General features: G+C 65.4%; 19 protein-coding genes. 10 read left to right on the forward strand and 9 right to left on the reverse strand.

The features are described from left to right. Window positions 1-479 precede the first annotated feature (479 nt). Entirely contained in the window at window positions 480-1,424 is a 945-nt protein-coding gene (locus tag BerOc1_RS04485; protein ID WP_071544550.1) for an AraC family transcriptional regulator, read from the reverse strand. 103 nt (window positions 1,425-1,527) lie between these two features. Here BerOc1_RS04485 and BerOc1_RS04490 point away from each other — a divergent pair, with 103 nt between their 5' ends. Both BerOc1_RS04490 and BerOc1_RS04495 read left to right on the forward strand, forming a co-directional pair. Continuing rightward, window positions 1,528-2,130, forward strand: a complete 603-nt coding sequence (locus tag BerOc1_RS04490; RefSeq protein ID WP_071544551.1) for a LysE family translocator — start codon at window positions 1,528-1,530, stop codon at window positions 2,128-2,130. Window positions 2,131-2,154: 24 nt separating this feature from the next. Next, window positions 2,155-2,550, forward strand: coding sequence for a DUF488 domain-containing protein (locus BerOc1_RS04495; protein ID WP_071544552.1), 396 nt, complete (start codon window positions 2,155-2,157; stop codon window positions 2,548-2,550). 24 nt (window positions 2,551-2,574) lie between these two features. On the opposite strand, the gene BerOc1_RS04500 is transcribed toward BerOc1_RS04495, so the two are convergent. Next, a complete protein-coding gene (locus tag BerOc1_RS04500; RefSeq protein ID WP_071544553.1) occupies window positions 2,575-3,543 on the reverse strand; it encodes an amidohydrolase family protein in 969 nt (322 codons plus the stop codon). A 132-nt stretch (window positions 3,544-3,675) separates the two neighbouring features. Then, the gene (locus BerOc1_RS04505) at window positions 3,676-4,029 is read right to left on the reverse strand and encodes a DHCW motif cupin fold protein (protein WP_071544554.1); all 354 of its coding nucleotides are present in this window, start codon (window positions 4,027-4,029) and stop codon (window positions 3,676-3,678) included. A gap of 253 nt (window positions 4,030-4,282) precedes the next feature. Here BerOc1_RS04505 and BerOc1_RS04510 point away from each other — a divergent pair, with 253 nt between their 5' ends. The 3 genes from BerOc1_RS04510 to ngr all read left to right on the forward strand — a co-directional run bounded on the left by BerOc1_RS04510 (window position 4,283) and on the right by ngr (window position 7,729). Continuing rightward, complete coding sequence (locus BerOc1_RS04510) at window positions 4,283-5,581, forward strand: (Fe-S)-binding protein (protein WP_071544555.1); 1,299 nt, start codon at window positions 4,283-4,285, stop codon at window positions 5,579-5,581. Between the two features lie 126 nt (window positions 5,582-5,707). Beyond that, complete coding sequence (locus BerOc1_RS04515; RefSeq protein WP_071544556.1) at window positions 5,708-6,862, forward strand: iron-containing alcohol dehydrogenase; 1,155 nt, start codon at window positions 5,708-5,710, stop codon at window positions 6,860-6,862. A 258-nt stretch (window positions 6,863-7,120) separates the two neighbouring features. Then, window positions 7,121-7,729 carry a nigerythrin gene (gene ngr / locus BerOc1_RS04520; RefSeq protein WP_071544557.1) on the forward strand — a complete coding sequence of 203 codons (609 nt, stop codon included), beginning with the start codon at window positions 7,121-7,123 and terminating at the stop codon, window positions 7,727-7,729. Window positions 7,730-7,887: 158 nt separating this feature from the next. Here ngr and BerOc1_RS04525 read toward each other — a convergent pair whose 3' ends face one another. From BerOc1_RS04525 to glpA, 6 genes are read right to left on the reverse strand one after another with little or no spacing between them, the layout of a single operon-like run. Next, entirely contained in the window at window positions 7,888-9,006 is a 1,119-nt protein-coding gene (locus tag BerOc1_RS04525; protein ID WP_071544558.1) for an acyltransferase family protein, read from the reverse strand. Between the two features lie 19 nt (window positions 9,007-9,025). Beyond that, window positions 9,026-10,537, reverse strand: coding sequence for a glycerol kinase GlpK (glpK, locus tag BerOc1_RS04530; RefSeq protein WP_071544559.1), 1,512 nt, complete (start codon window positions 10,535-10,537; stop codon window positions 9,026-9,028). 44 nt (window positions 10,538-10,581) lie between these two features. Beyond that, window positions 10,582-11,454, reverse strand: a complete 873-nt coding sequence (locus BerOc1_RS04535; protein WP_071544560.1) for a CoB--CoM heterodisulfide reductase iron-sulfur subunit B family protein — start codon at window positions 11,452-11,454, stop codon at window positions 10,582-10,584. Continuing rightward, window positions 11,454-13,046: a 4Fe-4S dicluster domain-containing protein gene (locus BerOc1_RS04540; RefSeq protein WP_071544561.1), complete on the reverse strand. Its 1,593-nt coding sequence runs from the start codon at window positions 13,044-13,046 to the stop codon at window positions 11,454-11,456. Before BerOc1_RS04540 ends, BerOc1_RS04535 begins: the two co-directional genes overlap by 1 nt. Before the next feature lie 20 nt (window positions 13,047-13,066). Further along, on the reverse strand, window positions 13,067-14,335 hold the full coding sequence (glpB, locus tag BerOc1_RS04545; RefSeq protein ID WP_071544562.1) for a glycerol-3-phosphate dehydrogenase subunit GlpB: 1,269 nt from the start codon (window positions 14,333-14,335) through the stop codon (window positions 13,067-13,069). Continuing rightward, window positions 14,332-15,915 (reverse strand): anaerobic glycerol-3-phosphate dehydrogenase subunit A, encoded by a 1,584-nt coding sequence (gene glpA / locus BerOc1_RS04550; RefSeq protein WP_129586482.1) that lies wholly within the window; start codon window positions 15,913-15,915, stop codon window positions 14,332-14,334. The genes glpB and glpA overlap by 4 nt, the downstream gene beginning before the upstream one ends. A 219-nt stretch (window positions 15,916-16,134) precedes the next feature. On the opposite strand from glpA, the gene BerOc1_RS04555 reads away from it, so the two are divergent. The 5 genes from BerOc1_RS04555 to BerOc1_RS04575 all read left to right on the forward strand — a co-directional run bounded on the left by BerOc1_RS04555 (window position 16,135) and on the right by BerOc1_RS04575 (window position 20,948). Next, the gene (locus BerOc1_RS04555) at window positions 16,135-16,956 is read left to right on the forward strand and encodes a DeoR family transcriptional regulator (RefSeq protein WP_071544563.1); all 822 of its coding nucleotides are present in this window, start codon (window positions 16,135-16,137) and stop codon (window positions 16,954-16,956) included. Between the two features lie 138 nt (window positions 16,957-17,094). Continuing rightward, entirely contained in the window at window positions 17,095-18,174 is a 1,080-nt protein-coding gene (locus tag BerOc1_RS04560) for an ABC transporter ATP-binding protein (RefSeq protein ID WP_071544564.1), read from the forward strand. A 10-nt stretch (window positions 18,175-18,184) separates the two neighbouring features. Next, entirely contained in the window at window positions 18,185-19,279 is a 1,095-nt protein-coding gene (locus BerOc1_RS04565; protein WP_071544565.1) for an ABC transporter ATP-binding protein, read from the forward strand. Further along, window positions 19,276-20,148 carry a carbohydrate ABC transporter permease gene (locus BerOc1_RS04570; RefSeq protein WP_071544566.1) on the forward strand — a complete coding sequence of 291 codons (873 nt, stop codon included), beginning with the start codon at window positions 19,276-19,278 and terminating at the stop codon, window positions 20,146-20,148. Before BerOc1_RS04565 ends, BerOc1_RS04570 begins: the two co-directional genes overlap by 4 nt. Further along, window positions 20,145-20,948 carry a carbohydrate ABC transporter permease gene (locus tag BerOc1_RS04575; RefSeq protein ID WP_071544567.1) on the forward strand — a complete coding sequence of 268 codons (804 nt, stop codon included), beginning with the start codon at window positions 20,145-20,147 and terminating at the stop codon, window positions 20,946-20,948. Before BerOc1_RS04570 ends, BerOc1_RS04575 begins: the two co-directional genes overlap by 4 nt. Window position 20,949: the final 1 nt, after the last annotated feature.

Genomic DNA, 20,949 nt, shown 5'->3' on the forward strand with positions numbered 1-20,949 from the left:
CCAACATTCTATATAGGTTGCCATATCGAACGCAGCGGTGAAGGCAATGGGCACCTTGTATAATGCATTTTTCAGATTTTTAGTCAACCAGGTATGCTTTTGGTTACTCGTTTAACAAGACAACCTCCCGGCCTCCCGGCCCCACTGCATCACCAACCGCCCGGTGTTATGGCAAGTTATGGAGGCGGACAAACGTAGTATTGATTCCTAGTATCATGTTACTATCTGCTCTCCTCCCGGCACATGCGCCACATCAAAATAGTCTGCAGGGCGCTGAAAACAATCGATTTCCGGGGAGACGGGCGCGGTCGGAAGAGGTGATTTCGGACGTGGAGACAAATATTCACTTCAGCCCAAAAAAAGAGACATATTTCTTATCCGGCAAGGCCGGGGAAAAGGAACAAAGCCCACCCGCTGCCCGCTCATGGCGAGTTCAAAATAATAACCCCCCGCGAGAAAGAGGGCGGGCTGGTTTTCCGCTATCGGGTCTTCCGGTATGCGCCGGGGCCGAGGCCGAATTCCTGCTTGAACCTTCGGGAAAAAGAGGCGGCCGAGGCGTACCCGCAGCGCACGGCGATGTCCTCCAGGGAGGCGCTGGTCTCGGCGAGCAGCGCACGGCCCTTCATGAGCCGCCACTTGGCCAGGTAATTGATCGGGGGCACGCCGACCAGCTTGGCGAACCGGTCGGCGAACCTGGCCCGGGACATGCCCGCGGCCGAGGCCAGGGACTCGATGGTCCAACCCGCCCCGGGGTCGCGGTGAATGGCCTGCAATGCCTCGGATACGTTGCTGTCCCGCAGGGCCGCGGTGAAGTCCGCCAGATGGGGCGCGTCCTCATTCCCCCTGCCCCGGACCGCCTGCAGGAAAACGATCTCGATCAGCCTGCTTACGACCCCGATCATGCCCGGTCCCTCCTGTTCCGCCTCCATGGCCAGCAGGTCCAGCGCGGCCCTGGCGCACGGCACATCGGACAGGTCGCGGGAGCGCAGCACCATGGACCGGGGCAATGCCTTCAGGACCGGGTGGTCGACAGCCTCGTCGAAGACGCAATAGCCGCACAGCAGGTCGACGCTCGGGAACCGGGCGTCCGGGGACGGCGGCACCGCGCAGGTGAGCATGCCGTCCTCCACCGGAAATTTGGCCAGCACGTCTCCCAGCGGCGCGGCGGGGATGCCCTCGCCCGCGCTCAGGACCTGCGGAGCCCCGTCCGGAATGATGATCAGGTCGCCCCGGCCGAGCTCGACGTCGCGCTCTCCGGGCACGGAAACGAGGCACGCCCCTTGGCGCACGAGGTGGAAGCGGATGGTCCGCCGCTCCCGGGGCACCTCCACGGCGTACGCGCCGCTCAACCGCGCCCGGAAGTACAGGGAGCCGTTCAGCCGCAGCGTCGAAAAGATTTCGGAAAGAACATCGGGTCCCTGCATGCATCCCCCTCCGAGACGGTCGGGTAAGAAATTGAGATGCGCTGACAATGCAATCGTCCGCCTTCGATGTCAAAGTGTCGGGGATCAAATCGGAGAGTGCACAATGACGACGGAAACGGTTCTCGCCCTGATGAGCTTCGCCCTGGTCATGTCGATCACGCCCGGGCCCGCCAACTTCCTGCTCCTCGCCTCGGGAGCGAACTTCGGTATATTCCGCACGCTGCCGCTGCTCTTCGGCGTCAGCTTCGGCTTCCTGTTCATGGTCTTTCTGGTCGGCCTGGGGCTGGGCGGCCTGCTGACGCAATACCCGGCCATCCACACCGTGCTGCGTATCGCCTGCGGGGCCTACATCCTGTGGCTGGCCTACAAGATCGGACGCAGCCGCTCCCTGGGCAAGGGCGAGGACGGCATGGCCAAACCCCTGGGGTTCCTCCAGGCCGCCCTGCTCCAGTGGGTCAACCCCAAGGCGTGGACCGTGGCCCTCATCGTGAACGTGTCCTACGCCTTCCCGGGCGCGGTCCTGCCCGGCCTGCTGAAGATGATCCCGCTCTTCGCAGTGGTCAACCTGCCCTCCATCGGGGTATGGGCCTTATCGGGATCGGCGCTTCGGGGATACCTTTCCGGCAGCGGGCGGCTCGCGGTCTTCAACGTGATCATGGCCCTGTTGCTCGTACTCTCGACCATCCCCATGCTGTTGAACGCGTAACCGCAACGAACAGGAGGAGAAACCATGCCCGTACAGGTAGTCCGGCTGGGCACGCCCCGGCGCAAGGGCGAAGGCATACGCATCGGCACCGTCCGGCGGCCGCCGCGCGGAGTGAGGAAAAGCGACTACGCCGCGCAGAACTGGTACGACGTCTGGCTGCCGGACGTCGCGCCCACGCCCGAGCTGATGAAACAGGGACAGGCCGTGGAGACCGAGGCGCAGTGGGCCGCCTTTGCCAAGAAGTACCGCCGGGAGCTGGCCGCGCCGGACAAGACCCGGGCCTTGCAGTTGCTGGCCGCGTTTTCCGCGAGCAGCGACTTTTCCATCGGCTGTTACTGCGAGGACCGCAACCGCTGCCACATCGCCGTGCTGAGCGAGGTCCTGGCCGAACTCGGTGCCGTGTTCAGGGACGGCGAGTAGCGGAATCCGTCCCACCGCGCCCCGTCAGATGCCGAACAGCGCCCGGGCGTTGCCGTGGGCGATCTTGCGTTTGTCGTTCTCACTGATCGGCGCCTTCTCGATCCACTCCGCCGCATCGGGCGACATCTCGAACGGATAATCGGTCGCGAACATGATCCTGTCGGCCCCGATGGTCAGGACCGCGCAGATCAGCGCCTGGTCGAAATGGTTGCCGCTGGTGGTGATGTAGAAGTTCTCGCACAGGTAGTCCTGGAGGCGCTTCTCCACCTGGTGGCCGAGCGGGTTGTATTCGAAGCAGCGCTGAATCCGCCAGGAGAAATAGGGGATCGTCTCGCCCAGATGCCCCAGGATCACGTTGAGGCCGGGATGGCGGTCGAATAGTCCGCTGTACACGAGCCGCAGGGCGTGCGTCGCGGTCTCCGGGGCGAATCCCCACGTGGCCCCGGCCAGCTCTGGGTGCTGGCCGTAGAACGCGTCGCGGACCTGCGGCAGGGACGGCCTCGGATGGATGTACACCGGAATCCCCATCTCCGCGATCGCCTCCCACACCGGGAGGAAACGCTCCTCGTCCAAATAATGGCCCACGTCCTGGTCGGGGTCCTGGACATACCCGTTGACCATGACCCCCTTGAAGCCGAGTTCACCGATGGAGTACTCCAGCTCCCTTACGGCGGCATCGGCGTCCTGGAAGGGTATGCTCGCGAATCCCAGGTAACGGCCATCGGCCTTGGCGACCGTCTCGGCCAGAAAGTCGTTGACCTTTCTGGCCGCGATTGCGGCGGCCGCAGGGTCGGCGATGCCTTCTATCCCGGCCGCGGTCAGCGACAGTATCGAGACGTCGATCCCCGCCGCGTCCATCTCCTCGATGCGCGCCTCGTGGAGGTCGTTCATGCGCCGCATGACGGCCTTGACGAAATCGACCTCAAGCCCGCTGACCCGGGCGAAGGCGACCGGATCGAACGCCTTGCCGCCGTGCACCGCCCCAGCGTCCATGAAATGCTCCTCGATCGCGATCTTGCGCAATGGAGGCCGGGCCGTCTTGGGTGCGCCCAATACCGGCAATCGGTTAATTGACATAGCTGTTACTCCACAAATACCTGCGCGGCGCGGACGCCGCCCGACCGATCAGGCCTTCAGTTTCAGGAAGTCGCCGTCGATGATGAGCAGCTTGACCCCGGTCTCGGTCACGGACCGGTGGGAACTCAGGTCGTCGGAGACGATGTAGGACATGCCCGGCTTCAGGACCGAACTCGGGCCGTCCTGCCGCTCGTTGACCACCTCGCCCTCCAGGCAGTAGACGATGTGCCCCTTCTCGCACCAGTGGTCCGCCTTGTACCCTTTTGAATACTCGACGACGCGGACGCGCAACCCGTCGAATTGCAGGGTCTGCCAATAGGCGACGCCGGTCTCCCCCTTGTGTTCCGTTCGCGGCACCGAGGACCAGTCGACGGTCTGGAAGGGGATATTCTTCTCGTTCATCGTTGTACCTCGCGGCTATTTGTTGTGCGTTCCCGAGAGCATACTCAAACGGCCGGGTTCCACAAGCCCTTTCGCACGGACCGGCCCCGGCCGGACCCGCGTCAGCCGGGTCTTTCGGCACCCGCCGCCCGCCGGGCGAATCGCCCTTTTGACTTGGCCGAAACTCTCATGTAGGGGGGATTTTCCTTCGGGGCGGACCGGGCTTTTCCCGGCCTAACGCCCGCGGGATTTCGCACCGAGCGAGGAAGACACAATGCAACGATCCATGGCCTGCAACGAACTGGAATTTCTGGCCGACTACAACTTCGCCAACTGCCTGGTCTGCGGCACCTGCGCAAACGTCTGCCCGACCACCGGCGCTCCGGGGCTGGACGGCCTGGACGCGCGCAAGGTCATGCGCATGCTGGCCAACGGGCTGGTGGAGGAGGTCGTGGCCTCGGATTTCCCCTGGCTGTGCACGGGCTGCGGCCGGTGCACCGGGGCCTGCCCCGGCGGCATCGACATCACCTCGCTCATGGGCAGGCTCAAGGGGCTGCGGCCCCGCGACCAGGTGCCGGGGTCCCTGCACAAGGGCATGCTCAACAACCTGGAGACCGGCAACAACCTGGCCATCCCGCAGCGGGAATATTTCGAGTCCATGGCCGACCTGGGCAGCGAACTGGCCGAGGAGGAGTGTCCCGGCTTTTACGTGCCCATCGACAAACAGGGCGCGGACACCCTGTTCTTCCCCAACTCCAAGGAAGTGTACGGCGATTTCGAGGACCAGTTCTGGTGGTGGAAGATATTCTACGCCGCCAGGGAGAACTGGACCGTGCCCGGGCGCAACTGGGAGGCCGTGGACTGGGCCCTGTTCACCGGCAACGAGGAAGGCAACAAGGAGCTGGCCCGGCGCAAGATCGAGTACATGAAGGAGCACGAGATCGGCCGGATGATCATGCCCGACTGCGGCGGCGGCTCCTACGGCGCGCGCAAGGGCATGGCCAAGCTGGCCCAGGAGAACCCGGCCAACCGCGTGGATTTCCTGTACCTGTACGACTATCTCATGGAGATCATCCGGGACGGCCGCATCAAGCTGGACAAGTCGGTGCATGCGGGCCGCAGGTTCACCTTCCACGACTCCTGCAAGCACGGCCGGGAACTCCAGCGGACCTTCGGCAAGGGGTATTTCGAGGAGCCGCGCTGGATCATGCGCCAGTGCGTGGACGACTTCGTGGAGCTGACCCCCAACCGGGAGAAGAACTACTGCTGCGGCGCGGGCGGCGGCCTGTGGCCCCTGCCCTATGAGAAGCAGTCCGCCTGGCACGCCCGGATCAAGCAGCAGCAGATCGAGGACAGCGGGGCCGACGTGGTGGTCGTGGGCTGCTCCAACTGCCGCGACCAGCTCATGCGCCGCATCCCCAAGTTCTACCAGGACCGCAAGTACGAGGTGAAATACCTCTGGCAGCTCGTGGCCGAGGCCTTGGTCATCGAGCCGTGGGAACCCGAACGCGTGGAGCGGGCCGAAGCCGAGGCCAAGGCCCAGTGGGATTCCCTGGGCATCGAACTGGACTGATCCCGTATAGCGATTCATCGGCAAAGAAAAAGCCCCGGCCCGTGAGACGGTCCGGGGCTTTTTCTTGCGATCTGGCGAAGCGCGGTGCTACCTTGGCCTTTCCACCGACCTCAACCCGGAGATCCCATGCAGTTCACCTTTGCCACGGCCTCGAAAATCCTGTTCGCAACCGGCGCGGCCCGGCGCATCCCGGAACTGGCCGGAACCCTGGGCAGCCGTCCCTGCCTGGTCACGGGCGGTCATCCCGAGCGCGCCCAATGGCTTATCGACGGGCTGACGAAAACCCTGCGCGAACCGCTGGTCATACCCGTCTCCGGCGAACCGGACACCGAGGTGGCGTCGGCCGCCGCAAAAGCGGCCCGCGAGGCGGGATGCGACGTGGTCATCGGCCTGGGCGGCGGCTCGGTCATGGACACGGCCAAGGTCGTGGCCGCGCTGATCACCAACACGGACGACATCTACGAATATCTGGAAGTGGTCGGCAAGGGCAAACCGCTGACGCAACGCCCCGTGCCCCTGATCACCGTCCCGACCACTTCGGGCACCGGCTCCGAGGTCACGGCCAACGGCGTGCTCCTCAGCCGCGAACACGGGGTCAAGGTCAGCCTGCGCTCCACGGACATGATCGCGGACCTGGCCGTGATCGACCCGCAGCTGGCGGCAAGCATGCCGCCCAAGGTCACGGCGGCCACGGGCATGGACGCCCTGACCCAGCTCATGGAGGCCTTCGTCACCCACAAGAGCACGCCCATGACCGACGCCTTGTGCCGGGAGGGACTCATGCGCGCGGCCACCGCCCTGCCCCTGGCCTTCGAGGACGGCTCGGACATGTCGGCCCGCGAGGACATGGCCCTGGCCGCCCTGTTGTCCGGCATCTGCCTGGCCAACGCCAAGCTCGGCGCGGTGCACGGCTTCGCCGCGCCCATCGGCGGCAAGAGCCACGCGCCCCACGGCGCGGTCTGCGCCGCCCTGCTGCCCCACGTCATGGAGGCCAACCTGCGCGCCCTGCGCGAACGCGACCCCGACTCCCCGTCCCTGCACGCCTACCGGGAGGTGGCGGTCATGTTGACGGCCGACGTCGCCTGCGACGCCGAGGACGGCGCGGCCTGGGTGCGCGAATTGTGCGAAGGCCTGTCCATTCCGCCCCTCGGGGAGCTGGGTGTAGAGAAGGCGGACTTCGACCTGTTGGCCGATCAGGCGGCCCGGGCGAGCAGTATGCAGGGCAACCCCGTGGAGCTGACCCGGGACGAACTGATCGGGATTCTGGAGGCGGCTTACTGACCCCGCGCCATTTTGGCTTCACTTCCCGAAACCAGGGGCCGTCGTCATCGGCTCAAAGCGGACCGACGGGGCGCGTTTTGTCAAATGGCTATACAACCATTTAAAATATCAACGAGTTATGCAGGGAACGCAGCTTCCGCCGAAATTTATTGTGGAGCGGTGCGTTTGAAGTTATGCCTACAAACACGATGTCCTGTAATATGTACATGCATGCATAGGAGCTGAAACGGGAACCCAAACCATGCAGGAGCGCATATCATGAAAGTTCGAGCGCAAGCCCCCAATGTCAAGAATTCAACCAATTTCAATGCGGCCTCCGACAGCAAGACCGCCGTGGGCACGACCCTCGAGAACCTGAAGTCCGCCATTCGCGGTGAAACCGGGGCCCACAACAAGTACATGACCTTTGCCAAGGCCGCCAAGGAGCAGGGTTACGACCAGATCGCCCGCCTCTTCACCGCCACGGCTGCGGCCGAACTGATCCACATCGGCCTGGAGTATGACCTGGTCGCGGCCATGGACCCGGACTACGAAAAGCCCACGGTCGACGCCCCGGTTCCCGGGACCAGCGATCTCAATCTCATTTCCGGAGCGAACGGCGAGATATACGAGACCTCGGACATGTACCCGTCCTTCATAAAAAAGGCCCAGGAAGAGGGAAACAGCAAGGCCGTTCATGTATTCTCGCGGGCCAAGCTGGCCGAATCGGTCCATGCCGAGCGCTATCTTGCCGCCTACAACGACCTTGACGCGCCGGACGACGACAAATTCTATCTTTGCCCCATCTGCGGATACATCCACAAGGGAGAGGATTTCGAAAAATGTCCCATCTGCTTCAAGCCGAAGGAATCGTTCACCGCGTATTAGGGTGATCCGCAAGGGACGGCCATCGTGCGCGTAGCCGGGCGCGCTGGTACGACTCCGGAAAAATGCGAAAAAGCCTCGCGATGCGTTCCGCCATTGCGAGGCTTTCTTTCGGGCCGAAGCGAAAAGGGGATCGGCCCCCGTGATCCGCCGGGCATGATTCACGAGACCAGGCGCGGCAGCAGCGGCCCCTTTGCCCGGGGCTTGCCCACGAGCTGCGGCAGGTAGCGCTTGAGCAGCCAGATGGCGGGCAGGCAGGCCGTGAGCGAGAGCACCGTGAACCCGAAGGTCACGGCGGTCACGGCTGCCCAATGGTCAGGGAAGGTCGCCACGTACCAGTCCGCGAACGGGCCGTTGAAATAGTGGTAGAAGACCCCGTTCAGGCAGAAAAGGATGAGCACGTTCTTCCCCAGGAACATCAGGAACCGGTTGGCCCCGGCGCTGCGGGCGACAAGGAGCAGGAACAGGCTCCCGGCCAGGGCGGTCAGAGGGAAGAGGAGTACGTTGCCATGGCCCGAGGCCACGATGACCACGGCCTGAAAGAGGCGGAACGGCCCCTGGTTGAGGTCGAACGTCAAGACCACGCCGAGCAGGCACAGCCCGGCCCCGGCCAGGAACCTCCAGCGGGGCTGTCCGCCGATGAACACGGACTTCCGGCGCATGAGCACCCCCACCAGATAAAAGGCATAGGACACCGGGGCCTCCGGGATGAGCCAGTAGGTCGGGCCGGGCAGAAGCGTGACGTGCAGGGTCAGGTAATATCCGCCCACGTAGCAGGCCAGGGCGGTCACGACGATCTTCAGGGTGGAATCCAGGAACCGGCCGACGGCGAAGTGGATGAGCTCCACCGCGACCAGGGCGGCCAGGAACCACAGGGGGATGTTGAACAGGGGGAAGCCCAGGAGCGTGTACCACAATCCCTTGAGGTACGCCTCGCCCTTGGGAAGGTCGAGAAGCGGGAAATGCCCGGCGAACAGCAGGCTCAGCCCCAGCAGCAGGGCCGAGAAGGCCGCGTACGGCACCAGCCGGGAGGCGGCCAGCCGCTTGAGAAAGCGGCCCGCCGGCAGGCGCGCCTTTTCCGGGGCCAGGGTGAACCCTGCCAGCAGAAAGAAGAACGGCATGTGGAAGGAGTAGATGAACTTGTATTGGGCCGTGGCCGCCGGGCTCTGAAGGTACATGATCCGCTCCACGGCATGGCCGTAGTAGACCAGGAACATGCCCAGGAACCGGGCCACGTCCAGCATGGGGATGCGCCCGCCCGATCTCGCTTCGCCCGTCATTTCGCCTTTCCTTGTCCGGTTACTCGACCCAGCCGTAGGTCCGCTCCACTGCCTTCTTCCACCCGGCGTACTTCTCGGCTCGGACCTTCTCGTCCATGTCCGGCCGCCAGGTCCTGTCTTCTTCCCAGTTGTTGTAGAGCTCCTCGCGCCCGGACCAGAAGCCCGATGCGATGCCCGCCGCGTAGGCCGCGCCCAGGCAGGTGGTCTCGGCCACCTTGGGGCGGACCACCGGCACGTTGAGAATGTCGGACTGGAACTGCATGAGCAGCTCGTTGTAGACCATGCCGCCGTCCGCCTTGAGGGACTTGAGCTCCACGCCCGAATCCCGGTTCATGGCCTCGACGATGTCCTTGGTCTGGTAGGCCGTGGCCTCGAGCACGGCCCGGGCGATGTGGTTGCGGTTGATGTACCGGGTCAGCCCGACCATGACCCCGCGCGCGTCGGGCCGCCAGTACGGGGCGTACAGGCCGGAGAAGGCGGGCACGATGTACGAGCCGCCCGTGTCCTCCACCTTGGCGGCCAAGGCCTCGACCTCGGGCGCGGAGTCGAACATCCTGAGGTTGTCGCGCAGCCACTGGACCAGGGCACCGGCGATGGCGATGGACCCTTCCAGACAGTAGGACGGCTTGCGGTTGGAGAACTGGTAGGCCAGGGTGGTGATCAGCCCGTGCCTGGACTGGATGGGCTCGTGCCCGGTGTGCATGAGCAGGAAGCAGCCTGTGCCGTAGGTGTTCTTGGCCTGGCCCGGGGCGAAGCAGGTCTGGCCCACCAGGGCGGCCTGCTGGTCGCCCACAGCGCCGCAGACCGGCACGCGCGCGCCCAAGGGGCCGCTCTCGGAGGTCGGGCCCCAGGTCCCTTCGTCGGACGAGGGCACGATGCGCGCAAGCCCGCTCATGGGCACGCCCAGAATCCTCATGATCTCCTCGTCCCAGGACAGGGTCTTCAGATCCATGAGCATGGTCCGGCTGGCGTTGGTCACGTCGGTCACGTGCGCCCCGCCCTTGGGCCCGCCGGTCAGCCACCAGATGATCCAGGTCTCGATGGTCCCGAACAGGGCGTCGCCCCGTTCGGCGGCCGCTTTGGCCTCGGGCACGTTGTCGAGAATCCAGCGGATCTTGGGGCCGGAGAAATAGGTCGCCACGGGCAGGCCGGTGGCCTCGCGGAAGCGGTCCTGGCCGCCCTCCTCGGTCAACCCCTTGCAGATGTCGTGGGTCCGGGTGCACTGCCAGACGATGGCGTTGTGGAAGGGCTTGCCCGTGCAGCGGTCCCAGACCACGGTGGTCTCGCGCTGGTTGGTGATGCCGATGGCCTTGAGGTCGCTCCCCTTGAGCCCGGACTTGGTCAGCGCGCCCCGGATGACCTCGCCGGTGTTGCGCCATATCTCCATGGGGTCGTGCTCCACCCAGCCCGGCTTGGGGTAGATCTGGCGGTGCTCCTTCTGGTCCTGGCCGACGATGCGGCCGCGCTCGTCAAAGATGATGAACCGGCTGCTGGTGGTTCCCGAGTCGACGGCTCCGACGTATTTGGCCATGGCTGCTGCTCCTTGTGGTCAGGGTATGGGGAATCCCCCGCATATCACGAAACGTCGTTGGACAAAACCGATTTGGACCAGGGGATGCGGTTGCGGGTCAGCCCCAGCCGCTTCTCCTCCAGGCCCAGGGCCGCACCGACCAGTTGGCTGACGAGCACGGCCGGAACCATGGCCCGCCAGGGGCTGTTGAACGAATGCCGGTCCCGCTCCACGTCGAACTGCAGCTGGCAGTAGGTGCAGGCCGTGGCCAGGATATGGGCCCCGGCTCCGGCCGCGCTCTCCAGCTTGCGGCGCATGATCGACTCGCTGATGACCTCGTCGCGCCCGCGCAGGGGATGGCCGCAACACTCCAGCCGCAGGGCCCAGTCCACGGTCTCGGCCCCCAGGGCGGCGACCACCCGCTCAAACACGGTGGGGGCCAGGGGATCGTCGAACCCGGTGACCTTGCCCGGCCGCAGGGCGTGGCAGCCGTAGTGGCAAGCCACTTTGACCCCGTACAGCGGCAGGGTCGCCCGTTCCGCCAGCGTTTGCGCGCCCACGTCGCGGTCCAGCACGGTGAGCAGGTGGCGGACTTCCATGCGCTGCGGCAGGGCCAGCCCCTCGCGGGCCAGCAGCCGCTCCACCTCCCCGGCCAGTTCCGGGCTCTCGTGCAGGCGCGAGGCCGCGTACTTGAGGTTGCCGAAACAGCATTTGCACGGGGTCATGATCCCCAGCCCGGCCCGTTCGGCCAGGGCGAAGTTGCGCGCCGCCGAAAACACGGAGGCCGGTTCGCTCTCGTTGCGCACCGGGTAGCCGCAACAGTTGAATTCGATGTCCACCAGCTCCACGTCCAGGGCCCGACAGACGGCCCGGACAGAGTCCCCGTACTGGGGCAGGTGGTGGGGAATCTTGCATCCCGGGAAATAGGCGTAGCGCATCAGCCCTCCTCGCCCTCGGCCTGGCGCAGCCTGGCGGCCGCAGTGTTGCGCAGTTCATAGAGCACGTCGGCCACGCGGATGTCCTGCGGGCAGTGCTCCTGGCACTTGTAGCAGGTGGTGCAGCTCCAGACCATGCGCACCCCGAGCGCCTCGTCCTTGAGCCCCATGCGCAGCAGGTTCATGATCTGCTGGGGGAGCAGGTCCAGGTCGCGCGACGGGTCGTCGCTGACCGCCACCACCGGGCAGACGCTGGTGCAGGTGGTGCATTGCACGCAGGCCCAGAAGGACTCGCGCCTGTCGGCCAGCCCTTCGGGCTCGATGCGGCAGCAGATGGCGCTGCGGGCGGCGACCGTCATGGCCCGGACCGCCTGGTTCGGGTCCGGCACGGACGCGGCCGCCTCGGGTTTGGAGGCGAGCCACAGGTCCTGCAGATTGATGCCCGCCGGGCAGATGTCGGTGCAGCGCAGGCACTCGGTGCAGATGCGGCTGCCCTCGGCGAATCGCTCCAGCCCCAGGCCGGACAATCGCCCGTCACGGAATGCCGTGAGCGAAGCGAGCTTTTCCGAAGGCAGGATGTCCGGATTGCCCAGCACGGCGAAGGACGGGGCCACACTGCAGTGCAGGGAGCACTCGCCGCAGCGGGTGCAGGCGTCCATGCCCAGGCCTCGCGCCGCAGCGCCGCCCGGGCGGCCCAGGTCGCGCCGCCCGGCGCGCGCGGCCAGGTTGGCCGGGGTGGTCAGGGGATGCAGGAACTTGGCGTAGGGCAGAGCCGCCAGCCCGACCAGACAGAAAAGGATGTGCGCGTACCAGAAGACGCGGTCGGCCCGGCTGCGGTTCATGGCCGGGGCCAGGGGCGTCAGGGCCGAGGCCAACGGTTTGGAGATGAAGGCCGAGGCCGTGTCGCTGTGGCAGGCCGTGCAGCTCTCGTCGTTGATTTCGAGTCCCCGCTCCACCCGCTGCGGGGTAACCAGCCTGTCGGACGGGAAGACCACGCCGAAGCGGTCAGCCCAGGCCGCCTTGAGCGCGGTGGTCTCGGGCCCGCCCCCGTAGACGCCGTATTCGGCCACCATGGAATCGAACATGGCCGGGGAGATGATCTTGGACGCCTCGAGCAGGAAGCCGGAGCCGACGATTCCGCCGACCACGAACAGCAACGCCCAGTCCTGGAACCGGGAGAGGACGCGCAGCCGCCGGTCGCGCACCCGGCGCGCGACCATCAGGGCCAGCCCGATGAGGACCAGGCCGCCCAGCAGATCGCGCAGGAATTGCCAGGGATTCAGGGTCGGCTCATAGCCGGAAAAGAGGTTGACCGTGACCAGGGAGGCCATGGCGTGGAACAGGAGCAGCCCCATGAAGCCGTAGAAGACCAGACAGTGGGCCAGCCAGCGCAGCGGGCCGGTCCGGGCCGCGCGCCTGAGCAGCAGGATTTCCGGGACAATGGCCTTGATTACGGACAGGAATGCCTTGGCCGTTCCTTGTTTCCGGAAGGGGCTGCCCCCGTCCGGACAGGTTCGCCAGCGGGTCACCCTGCGGGTCAGGAAGACGGCGCAGACAGCTGCGGCGAAAATCAAACCAATGTCCAGAAAATCCATACCGTTATCCTTACGTCGTTTTAATCAACTCCCTGCATCAGCCCCTGTACCGCGCGCCAGGCCGAGGTGATGGCCAGCCCGGCCCCGCATTTCATGCGCATCCAGTCCTGGTGGGCCAGGATGGCCCCGGCCGCGAACAGCCGCTTGTGGGCGGGGCGCCCGTCCCGGCCCAGCGGCCGGAACCGGTCGTCCACTTCAAGGCCGGATGCGTTGGCCGCGTGCCCGTCGGTGTGGAAAAACTCCTTGTTGTGCCACTGCTCCCGCGTCTTAGGCTGAACAACGGGCAGGTCGAAGACCGCCTCGCGGATGGCGTGGCGGTCGGCGATGAGCCCCTTGCCGAAGAAACGGCCCGTGGCCAGGATGGCGGCCTTGGCGCGCACCTCGGTCCTGCCGCCGCCCCTGCCGACCACGAAGCGGAAGCCGTCCTCGACCGTTTCGGCCTCGGTCACCGTGGCCTGGGACAGGGTGCGCACGCCAAGCCCGGGCAGCCCCCGGTCAAAGGCTCCGCGCAGCCTCGGGCCCGCGATGGACGGCGGGATGGTCGGGATCTCGAAGACCTGCCTGCCGGTCAATTCCTCCAGGTGGTCGACGACCCGGCCCGGATCGATCAGCCCGAGCACGGCCGGGAAACCCAGGTACTCGGCGTCCCCCAGGTGCGGGGCCACGGCCTCGGCCAGCTTCTCCCGGTACTTGGGGTCGGCCAGAGCCCAGGCCATGTGCTCGGGGTAAAGCTCGCCGCTGCCCCGGGGGAAGGTCACCCGCGCGGTGCGCAGGCCGGGCCAGGTTTCCTTGCGCATCTCGACCAGCTGGTTGCCGCTGAACCCCTTGAGCCCGTGGAAATCCACGATGAGGGTGGGCGCCGCGCTCTCCAGGGCGAGAACGCCCTTCCAGGCGGTGCGCGGCACGCGCCAGGTGCGCTTGACCGTGCCCACCGGGGTCAGGGCCCGGCAGTTGCGGTCCGCGTGGCCGGTGTAATCGAGCCCCTGGGAGGCCAGAAAATCCGTAAATCCGCCGATGGCCGCTTCCATGTCCGGCCGGATCATGCGGGCGTAGGGGTGTTTCGGACAGTCCTTGGACACGGCCTCGACGGCCGCCCACGGGTCGTCCCAGCGGATGCCCTCGGCCACCGGATGCACGCCCATGAGGTCGATGAACCCGGTGCTGAAGTCGATGCCGCCGGTGACCCCGGACTGGGCCACGGACAGCCCGGCCCTGGCCGCGAACAGGGCGGCGGCCATGCCCGCGAAGCCCGCGCCGATGACCATGACGTCATGGGTGTTCCCGCTCACAGGTCACCTCCGTCGTCGCGCACGTCCGCTTCCAGCTCCAGGTCCAGGGCTCCGCAGTACAGGGCCTCCTGCAGGTCGGCCTGAACCAGGGGCAGTCCCCAGAGGACCGGCCGCAGCCCGCGCCAGCGCCTGCGCGTGAAGGCGTGCATCTCGTGCACGCCGCGCAGGCCGGAGACATAGCCCTCGTCGTACAGGTGGCCGGTGACGCGCAGGCCGCAGAACCCGCCCTGGCACGGCCCCTTGCCCACGCGGCTGCGCAGGCCGATGCTGTTCAGCAGGGAGGAGCCGTACTGGCCGTCCATGCCGTCGATGATCTGGTTGACCGCCTTGCGCGAGACCATCTCGCACTCGCATAGAATGATGTCGTCCCCGTCGCGCTCGCCGATCCACCGCCTGGGTCCCAGGCCCGGCTCGGTCCACTCGCCCTTGGTAGAGGCGGGCAGCGGCTCGGTGCGGGTGATGCAGGGAGCGTCCACGCCGAGCTTGGCGCAGACCAGGTCCCCGGTGCGCTCGGCCATGAGCCGGTAGGTGGTCAGCTTGCCGCCGGTGATGGTCACGAAGTTGTCCACATGGTCCTTTTCGTGGTCGATAAGCGAGAAATTGCGGCTCACGCTGCGCGCGTCCCCGGCCCCGGCCACCAGGACCAGGGGCCGCACGCCCGCATAGGCCCGGATGTAGCGCGTGGTCTCCAGCACCGGGATCATGGCCCGGGCGTCGTCGATGATGGCGTCGGCCTCGGCCACGGTCGGGCGGCACAGGTCGGGCGAATCAATGGTCACCGAGGTGGTCCCGAGGACCGAGACCGTGCCGCCGGGCACCAGGATGTCCGAGTCGGCGGCCCTGCGCAGCCGGTTGACCACGCGCGTGGTCAGCCTGTCCTGGGTGACCAGCAGGCTGCCCGAGGAATAAAGGATGTCGATATGCGCCCCGGCCAGGGCGGCGACCATCCCGGCCCAGGCCCCGGTGGCGTTGACCACGATCTCGGCCTCGACCTCGAACCGCTCGCCCGAGGTCTGGTCCAGGAAGATCGAGCGGCGGATGCGCCCGTTGTCCCGCTCAAACCCCGCCAGCTTGGCGTTGCGCAGGTAGCGCGCGCCCTTGTCCACGGCCTGGGCCAGGTTGTCCAGGGAGAGCATGAACGGGTCCACGGACGCGTCCTCGGCGGCGTAGGCCGCAATCAGCCTGTCCGACAGGGCGGGCTCCAGGTGGCGGGCCTCGGCGAGGTCCAGGGGACGGGTCGGCACGGCGCTGGCCGCGCACATGGACTCGAAATTCGCGATATAGTCTTCGTCGTCGCCCTCGACGGCCACGAACAGTCCGCCCGTGTCCTCGATGCACTGCGGGGCCAGCCGCTTGAGCAGCTCGCCCTCCTCGCGGCACTCGACGGCCGCGGCCGCGTCCGAGGCCACGTAGCGCGCCCCGCTGTGCAGCAGGCCGTGGTTGCCGCCCGAGGCCCCCGCGTTGATGTCGCGGCGCTCGGCCAGCAGGCAGTCCACGCCCCGCAGGGCCAGATCGCGGGCCAGGCCGGTTCCGGTCGCCCCGCCGCCGAGTATGAGTACCCGGGTTTCCATGGTCTTCATCGTCCTTACGACCCCTCTTCCCTGTTACGAATCACGCAGTGCGGATTTTCATTTTCCCTTGTAGCAAAAAAACGAACATGATATGAACAAAAATCAGCTTTCCAAATCAAAATTACGGGTGATCTTACCTCAAAACCGGGAATTGGTCACTATCAATTTTCACTTTCCAACACAACAGTGAACTGTTTTCCGTTCACAATCGAACAAAGCGAACACCAGATGAAAGAGAAAAAGGCACAACGGGTCATCGAGGAAACCGACGGGAAAAGCGGGCGGCACGCCTCGGTGCGCACCAGGCGGGCCAGGATCGTCACCCTGGTCCGGGAGCAGGGATTCATGGCCATCGGCACCCTGGCCGAGACCTTCGACGTCACCCCCCAGACCATCCGCCGGGACATCAACGCCCTGACCGACCAGGGGTTGCTCCAGCGCCACCACGGCGGGGCCGGCCCCATGCTGAGCACCGAGAACGTCGACTACACCAACCGCAAGATACTGTGCCTGCGGGAGAAACAGATCATCGCCCAGTTGGTGGCCCAGCACATCCCGTCCCGCTCCTCGCTGTTCATCAACATGGGCACGACCAACGAGGAGGTGGCCAAGGCCCTGACCCGGCACGACCGCCTACGGGTCATCACCAACAACCTCAACGTGGCGAAAACATTGAGCAGCAACAACGGACTGGAGGTCATCGTGGCTGGCGGCGTGGTCCGCCACAAGGACGGCGGCATCGTCGGCGAATCGACCATCGAGTTCATCCGCCAGTTCAAGGTGGACTACGGGATCATCGGCATCAGCGGCGTGGACCTCGACGGCACCCTGCTCGACTTCGACTACCGCGAGGTCACCGCGGCCCGCTCGATCATGGACAACTCGCGCAAGGTCTTCCTGGTCACGGACCACAGCAAATTCGGGCGCAACGCCATGGTCAGGCTGGGCAACATCAAGGAGGTGGACGCCATGTTCACCGACGAGACGCCGCCCGCCGAACTGGTGGAGGTCATGAAGCAGAACGGGGTGGAGCTGCACGTGGCGAAATAGCGATCCATCCATCCCTAATAATAGGCCGGGAGGTGCAATTTTCCTGATTTTCGCTTGCGAACATTTTGTGACGATGTTACGCTATAATGTGACTAATCAGAACAGTTTTGACCGTAATCGATCACCCGGAGACCTAAAATGGGGCTTAAACTCGACGGCATCGGCAAGACGGTTGGAAGAGAGATTCACCTCAAGGACGTGAATCTCGAATTCGAATCCGGCTCCCGCTACGTGGTGCTCGGCCGCACCCTGGCGGGCAAGACCTCGCTCTTGCGCATCATGGCCGGGCTGGACCGACCGACCACCGGCACGGTGGAGGCGAACGGCGTGGACGTGACCGGCGTATCGGTGCGCAAGCGCAGCGTGGCCATGGTCTACCAGCAATTCATCAACTACCCTTCCCAGACAATCTACGAAAACATCGCCTCGCCGCTGACCATCCACGGCCTGCCCAAGGAGGAGATCCGCACCCGCGTCATGCAGGCGGCCTCCATGCTGCACATCGACAAAATGCTCGACCGGCTGCCCGCCGAGCTGTCCGGCGGCCAGCAGCAGCGCACGGCCATCGCCCGGGCCCTGGTCAAGGACGTGGACCTGCTCCTTCTCGACGAGCCCCTGGTCAACCTCGACTACAAGCTGCGCGAGGAGCTGCGCGACGAACTGCGCAAGATTTTCAGGGCCCGCGACTCGGTGGTCGTCTACACCACCACCGAGCCCACCGAGGCGCTCATGCTCGGCGGCAACGTCATCGTCATGCACGAGGGCGAGGTCCTCCAGGTGGGGCCCACGGCCGACGTATTCCTGCACCCGGCCAACACCCGGGTGGCCGAGGTCTTCAGCGACCCGCCCATCAACTTCATCAACGGCTCCGTAAACGACGGCAAAGTCAACATCGGCCACGCCCTGTCCCTCCCGGTCCCCGACTCCATGTCCGGCCTGACGCCCGGGGAGTACACCTTCGGCATCCGCGCCAGCCAGCTCAACCTGCAATGCAAGGGCGATGAATGCACGCGTATTCAGGGGCGTATCGGACTGGCCGAAATCAACGGTTCCGAGACCTTCGTCCACTTCAACTACGGCGACGACTCCCTGGTGGTCCAGGAAAACGGCGTCCACGCCTTCGAGGTGGGCAACCAGGTGTCGGTCTATGTCCGGCCCGAGGCCTTCTACGTCTTCAACGCCACGGGCGATCTGGTTATCGCGCCGGCCAACCAGTGACGGGGTTCCCATGGCACGCATCGAACTGAACGAGATCAAGCACAGCTACCTGCCCAATCCGACGGGCGAGCAGGATTTCGCGCTCAAGCGCATCCATACGGTCTGGGAGGACGGCGGGGCCTACGCCCTGCTCGGCCCCTCGGGCTGCGGCAAGACCACCATGCTGAACATCATCTCCGGCCTGCTCAAACCGTCCCACGGGTCCATCCTGTACGACGGGACGGACGTATCGGCCATGCAGCCGGAACAGCGCAACATCGCCCAGGTCTTCCAGTTTCCGGTGCTCTACGACACCATGACCGTGTACGACAACCTGGCCTTTCCCCTGCGCAACCGGGGGGTGGACAAGCGGAGCATCCGCGAGCGGGTCCTGGAGATCGCCGAGGCCCTGGACCTGACCCAGGACCTGAACAAGCGGGCCGCCAACCTGTCGGCCGACGCCAAGCAGAAGATTTCCCTGGGGCGCGGGCTGGTGCGCAGCGACGTGGCCGCCATCCTGTTCGACGAGCCCCTGACCGTCATCGACCCGCACCTGAAGTGGGACCTGCGGCGCAAGCTCAAGGAGATCCACACCAAGTTCAACCTGACCATGATCTACGTGACCCACGACCAGGTGGAGGCCATGACCTTCGCCGACCAGATCGTGGTCATGTACGAGGGCGAGATCGTCCAGATGGGCACGCCCCAGGAACTGTTCGAGAACCCCGAGCACACCTTTGTGGGCTACTTCATCGGCAGCCCGGGCATGAACTTCCTGGACTGCACCCTGGACGGGCACGTCGCCCGGGTCGGGAACATCGACATCCCGCTGCTGCCCTCCCTGGCCAACATGTGCACCGGCCAGAACCTCAGGATCGGCATCCGGCCCATGTACGTGGGGCTACACGACGGCCCGGTGGAGCACGGCATCGAGGGCACGGTCACCGGATTGGAGGACCAGGGGTTCTGCAAGATCGTCACCGCGGCCTTCAACGGCAGCGAGATCAAGGCCAGGATCAGCGAGAACGGAAGGGTGCCGGAAGGGAAGTGCTGGATATCCCTGCCGCCGGAGAAGATCAAACTCTACTGTGACGAACGGCTGGTCCGACAGGGGGATTCCCGATGAGCAAATGGCGAAACAACAATGCGTGGTTCCTGGTTCTCCCGGTCTTCGCGATCGTGGCCTTCTCGGCCATCATCCCGCTGATGACCGTGGTCAACTACTCGGTCCAGGACATCTTCGGACCGGGCCAGCGCTTCTTCGTGGGCGTGGAATGGTTCCGGGACGTGCTCCTGGACGAACGACTGCACGACGCCCTGTTCAAGCAGCTGGCCTTCTCCTTCATGGTCCTGCTGACCGAGATACCGCTGGGCATCGCCATCGCCCTGATGATGCCCAAGAAGGGCTGGACCGCCTCGGCCTGCCTGGTCATCCTGGCCCTGCCCCTGCTCATCCCCTGGAACGTCATCGGGACCATCTGGATCATCTTCACCCGGCCCGACATCGGCCTGTTCGGGGCCATCGTCAACAACGCGGGCATCGCGTTCGACCACACGGCCTCGCCGGTGGACGCCTGGATCACCCTGATGCTCATGGAGATATGGCACTGGACCCCGCTGGTCGCCCTGCTGGCGTATGCCGGCCTGCGGGCCATCCCCGAGGCCTACTACCAGGCGGCCAAGATCGACGGGGCGTCGAGCTGGGCGGTCTTCCGCTACATCCAGCTGCCCAAGATGCGCGGGGTGCTGACCATCGCCCTGCTGCTGCGCTTCATGGACAGCTTCCTGATCTACGCCGAACCGTTCGTCCTGACCGGCGGCGGGCCCGGCAACACGACCACGTTTTTGTCCATCTATCTGGTCAAGATCGCCGTGGGCCAGTTCGACCTCGGTCCGGCCGCGGCCTTTTCGCTCATCTACTTCCTCATCATCCTGCTGTTCTGCTGGCTGTTCTACCAGGCCCTGCAGGCGGTGGGCACGGGAGACAAGGCATGAAACTGAAAAAACGACACCTGGGGCTGATCTTCTACCTGATCATCCTCTTCCTGCCCATCTACTGGATGCTGAACATGTCGTTTCGGACCAACGCGGACATCATGCGCTCGTTCTCGCTCATCCCGACCCATCCCACGCTGGTCAACTACATGAAGATCTTCACGGACCCGTCCTGGTATTCCGGGTACATCAACTCGATCATCTACGTGACCATCAACACCGTGATCTCGCTGACGACCGCCCTGCCCGCGGCCTACGCCTTCTCGCGCTACCAGTTCATCGGCGACAAGCACGTCTTCTTCTGGCTTCTGACCAACCGCATGGCCCCGCCCGCGGTCTTCCTGCTGCCCTTCTTCCAACTCTACTCCACCTTCAACCTGATCGACACGCACATCGCCGTGGCCCTGTCCCACTGCCTGTTCAACGTGCCCCTGGCCGTCTGGATCCTGGAGGGGTTCATGTCCGGCGTGCCCAGGGAGATCGACGAGACCGCCTTCATCGACGGCTACTCCTTCCCGCGCTTCTTCATCCGGGTGTTCATCCCGCTGATCCGCGCGGGCATCGGCGTGACCGCGTTCTTCTGCTTCATGTTCAGCTGGGTCGAGCTGCTGCTGGCCCGCACCCTGACGACCACCGCGGCCAAGCCCATCGCCGCGACCATGACCAGGACCGTCAGCGCCACCGGGCTTGACTGGGGGCTGCTCGCCGCGGCGGGCATCCTGACCATCGTGCCCGGCGCGCTGGTCATCTGGTTCGTCCGCAACCATCTGGCCAAGGGCTTCGCCCTGGGCAGGGTCTAGG

It is taken from the genome of Pseudodesulfovibrio hydrargyri (assembly GCF_001874525.1).
Taxonomy (GTDB): domain Bacteria; phylum Desulfobacterota; class Desulfovibrionia; order Desulfovibrionales; family Desulfovibrionaceae; genus Pseudodesulfovibrio; species Pseudodesulfovibrio hydrargyri.

Excerpts from the sequence above, each read along its gene's own strand:
- BerOc1_RS04485 (WP_071544550.1), bottom strand. The coding sequence starts at position 1,424 with ATGCAGGGACCCGATGTTCTTTCCGAAATCTTTTCGACGCTGCGGCTG.
- BerOc1_RS04490 (WP_071544551.1), top strand. The coding sequence starts at position 1,528 with ATGACGACGGAAACGGTTCTCGCCCTGATGAGCTTCGCCCTGGTCATG.
- BerOc1_RS04495 (WP_071544552.1), top strand. The coding sequence starts at position 2,155 with ATGCCCGTACAGGTAGTCCGGCTGGGCACGCCCCGGCGCAAGGGCGAA.
- BerOc1_RS04500 (WP_071544553.1), bottom strand. The coding sequence starts at position 3,543 with ATGGACGCTGGGGCGGTGCACGGCGGCAAGGCGTTCGATCCGGTCGCC.
- BerOc1_RS04505 (WP_071544554.1), bottom strand. The coding sequence starts at position 4,029 with ATGAACGAGAAGAATATCCCCTTCCAGACCGTCGACTGGTCCTCGGTG.
- BerOc1_RS04510 (WP_071544555.1), top strand. The coding sequence starts at position 4,283 with ATGCAACGATCCATGGCCTGCAACGAACTGGAATTTCTGGCCGACTAC.
- BerOc1_RS04515 (WP_071544556.1), top strand. The coding sequence starts at position 5,708 with ATGCAGTTCACCTTTGCCACGGCCTCGAAAATCCTGTTCGCAACCGGC.
- ngr (WP_071544557.1), top strand. The coding sequence starts at position 7,121 with ATGAAAGTTCGAGCGCAAGCCCCCAATGTCAAGAATTCAACCAATTTC.
- BerOc1_RS04525 (WP_071544558.1), bottom strand. The coding sequence starts at position 9,006 with ATGACGGGCGAAGCGAGATCGGGCGGGCGCATCCCCATGCTGGACGTG.
- glpK (WP_071544559.1), bottom strand. The coding sequence starts at position 10,537 with ATGGCCAAATACGTCGGAGCCGTCGACTCGGGAACCACCAGCAGCCGG.
- BerOc1_RS04535 (WP_071544560.1), bottom strand. The coding sequence starts at position 11,454 with ATGCGCTACGCCTATTTCCCGGGATGCAAGATTCCCCACCACCTGCCC.
- BerOc1_RS04540 (WP_071544561.1), bottom strand. The coding sequence starts at position 13,046 with ATGGATTTTCTGGACATTGGTTTGATTTTCGCCGCAGCTGTCTGCGCC.
- glpA (WP_129586482.1), bottom strand. The coding sequence starts at position 15,915 with ATGAAGACCATGGAAACCCGGGTACTCATACTCGGCGGCGGGGCGACC.
- BerOc1_RS04555 (WP_071544563.1), top strand. The coding sequence starts at position 16,135 with ATGAAAGAGAAAAAGGCACAACGGGTCATCGAGGAAACCGACGGGAAA.
- BerOc1_RS04560 (WP_071544564.1), top strand. The coding sequence starts at position 17,095 with ATGGGGCTTAAACTCGACGGCATCGGCAAGACGGTTGGAAGAGAGATT.
- BerOc1_RS04565 (WP_071544565.1), top strand. The coding sequence starts at position 18,185 with ATGGCACGCATCGAACTGAACGAGATCAAGCACAGCTACCTGCCCAAT.
- BerOc1_RS04570 (WP_071544566.1), top strand. The coding sequence starts at position 19,276 with ATGAGCAAATGGCGAAACAACAATGCGTGGTTCCTGGTTCTCCCGGTC.
- BerOc1_RS04575 (WP_071544567.1), top strand. The coding sequence starts at position 20,145 with ATGAAACTGAAAAAACGACACCTGGGGCTGATCTTCTACCTGATCATC.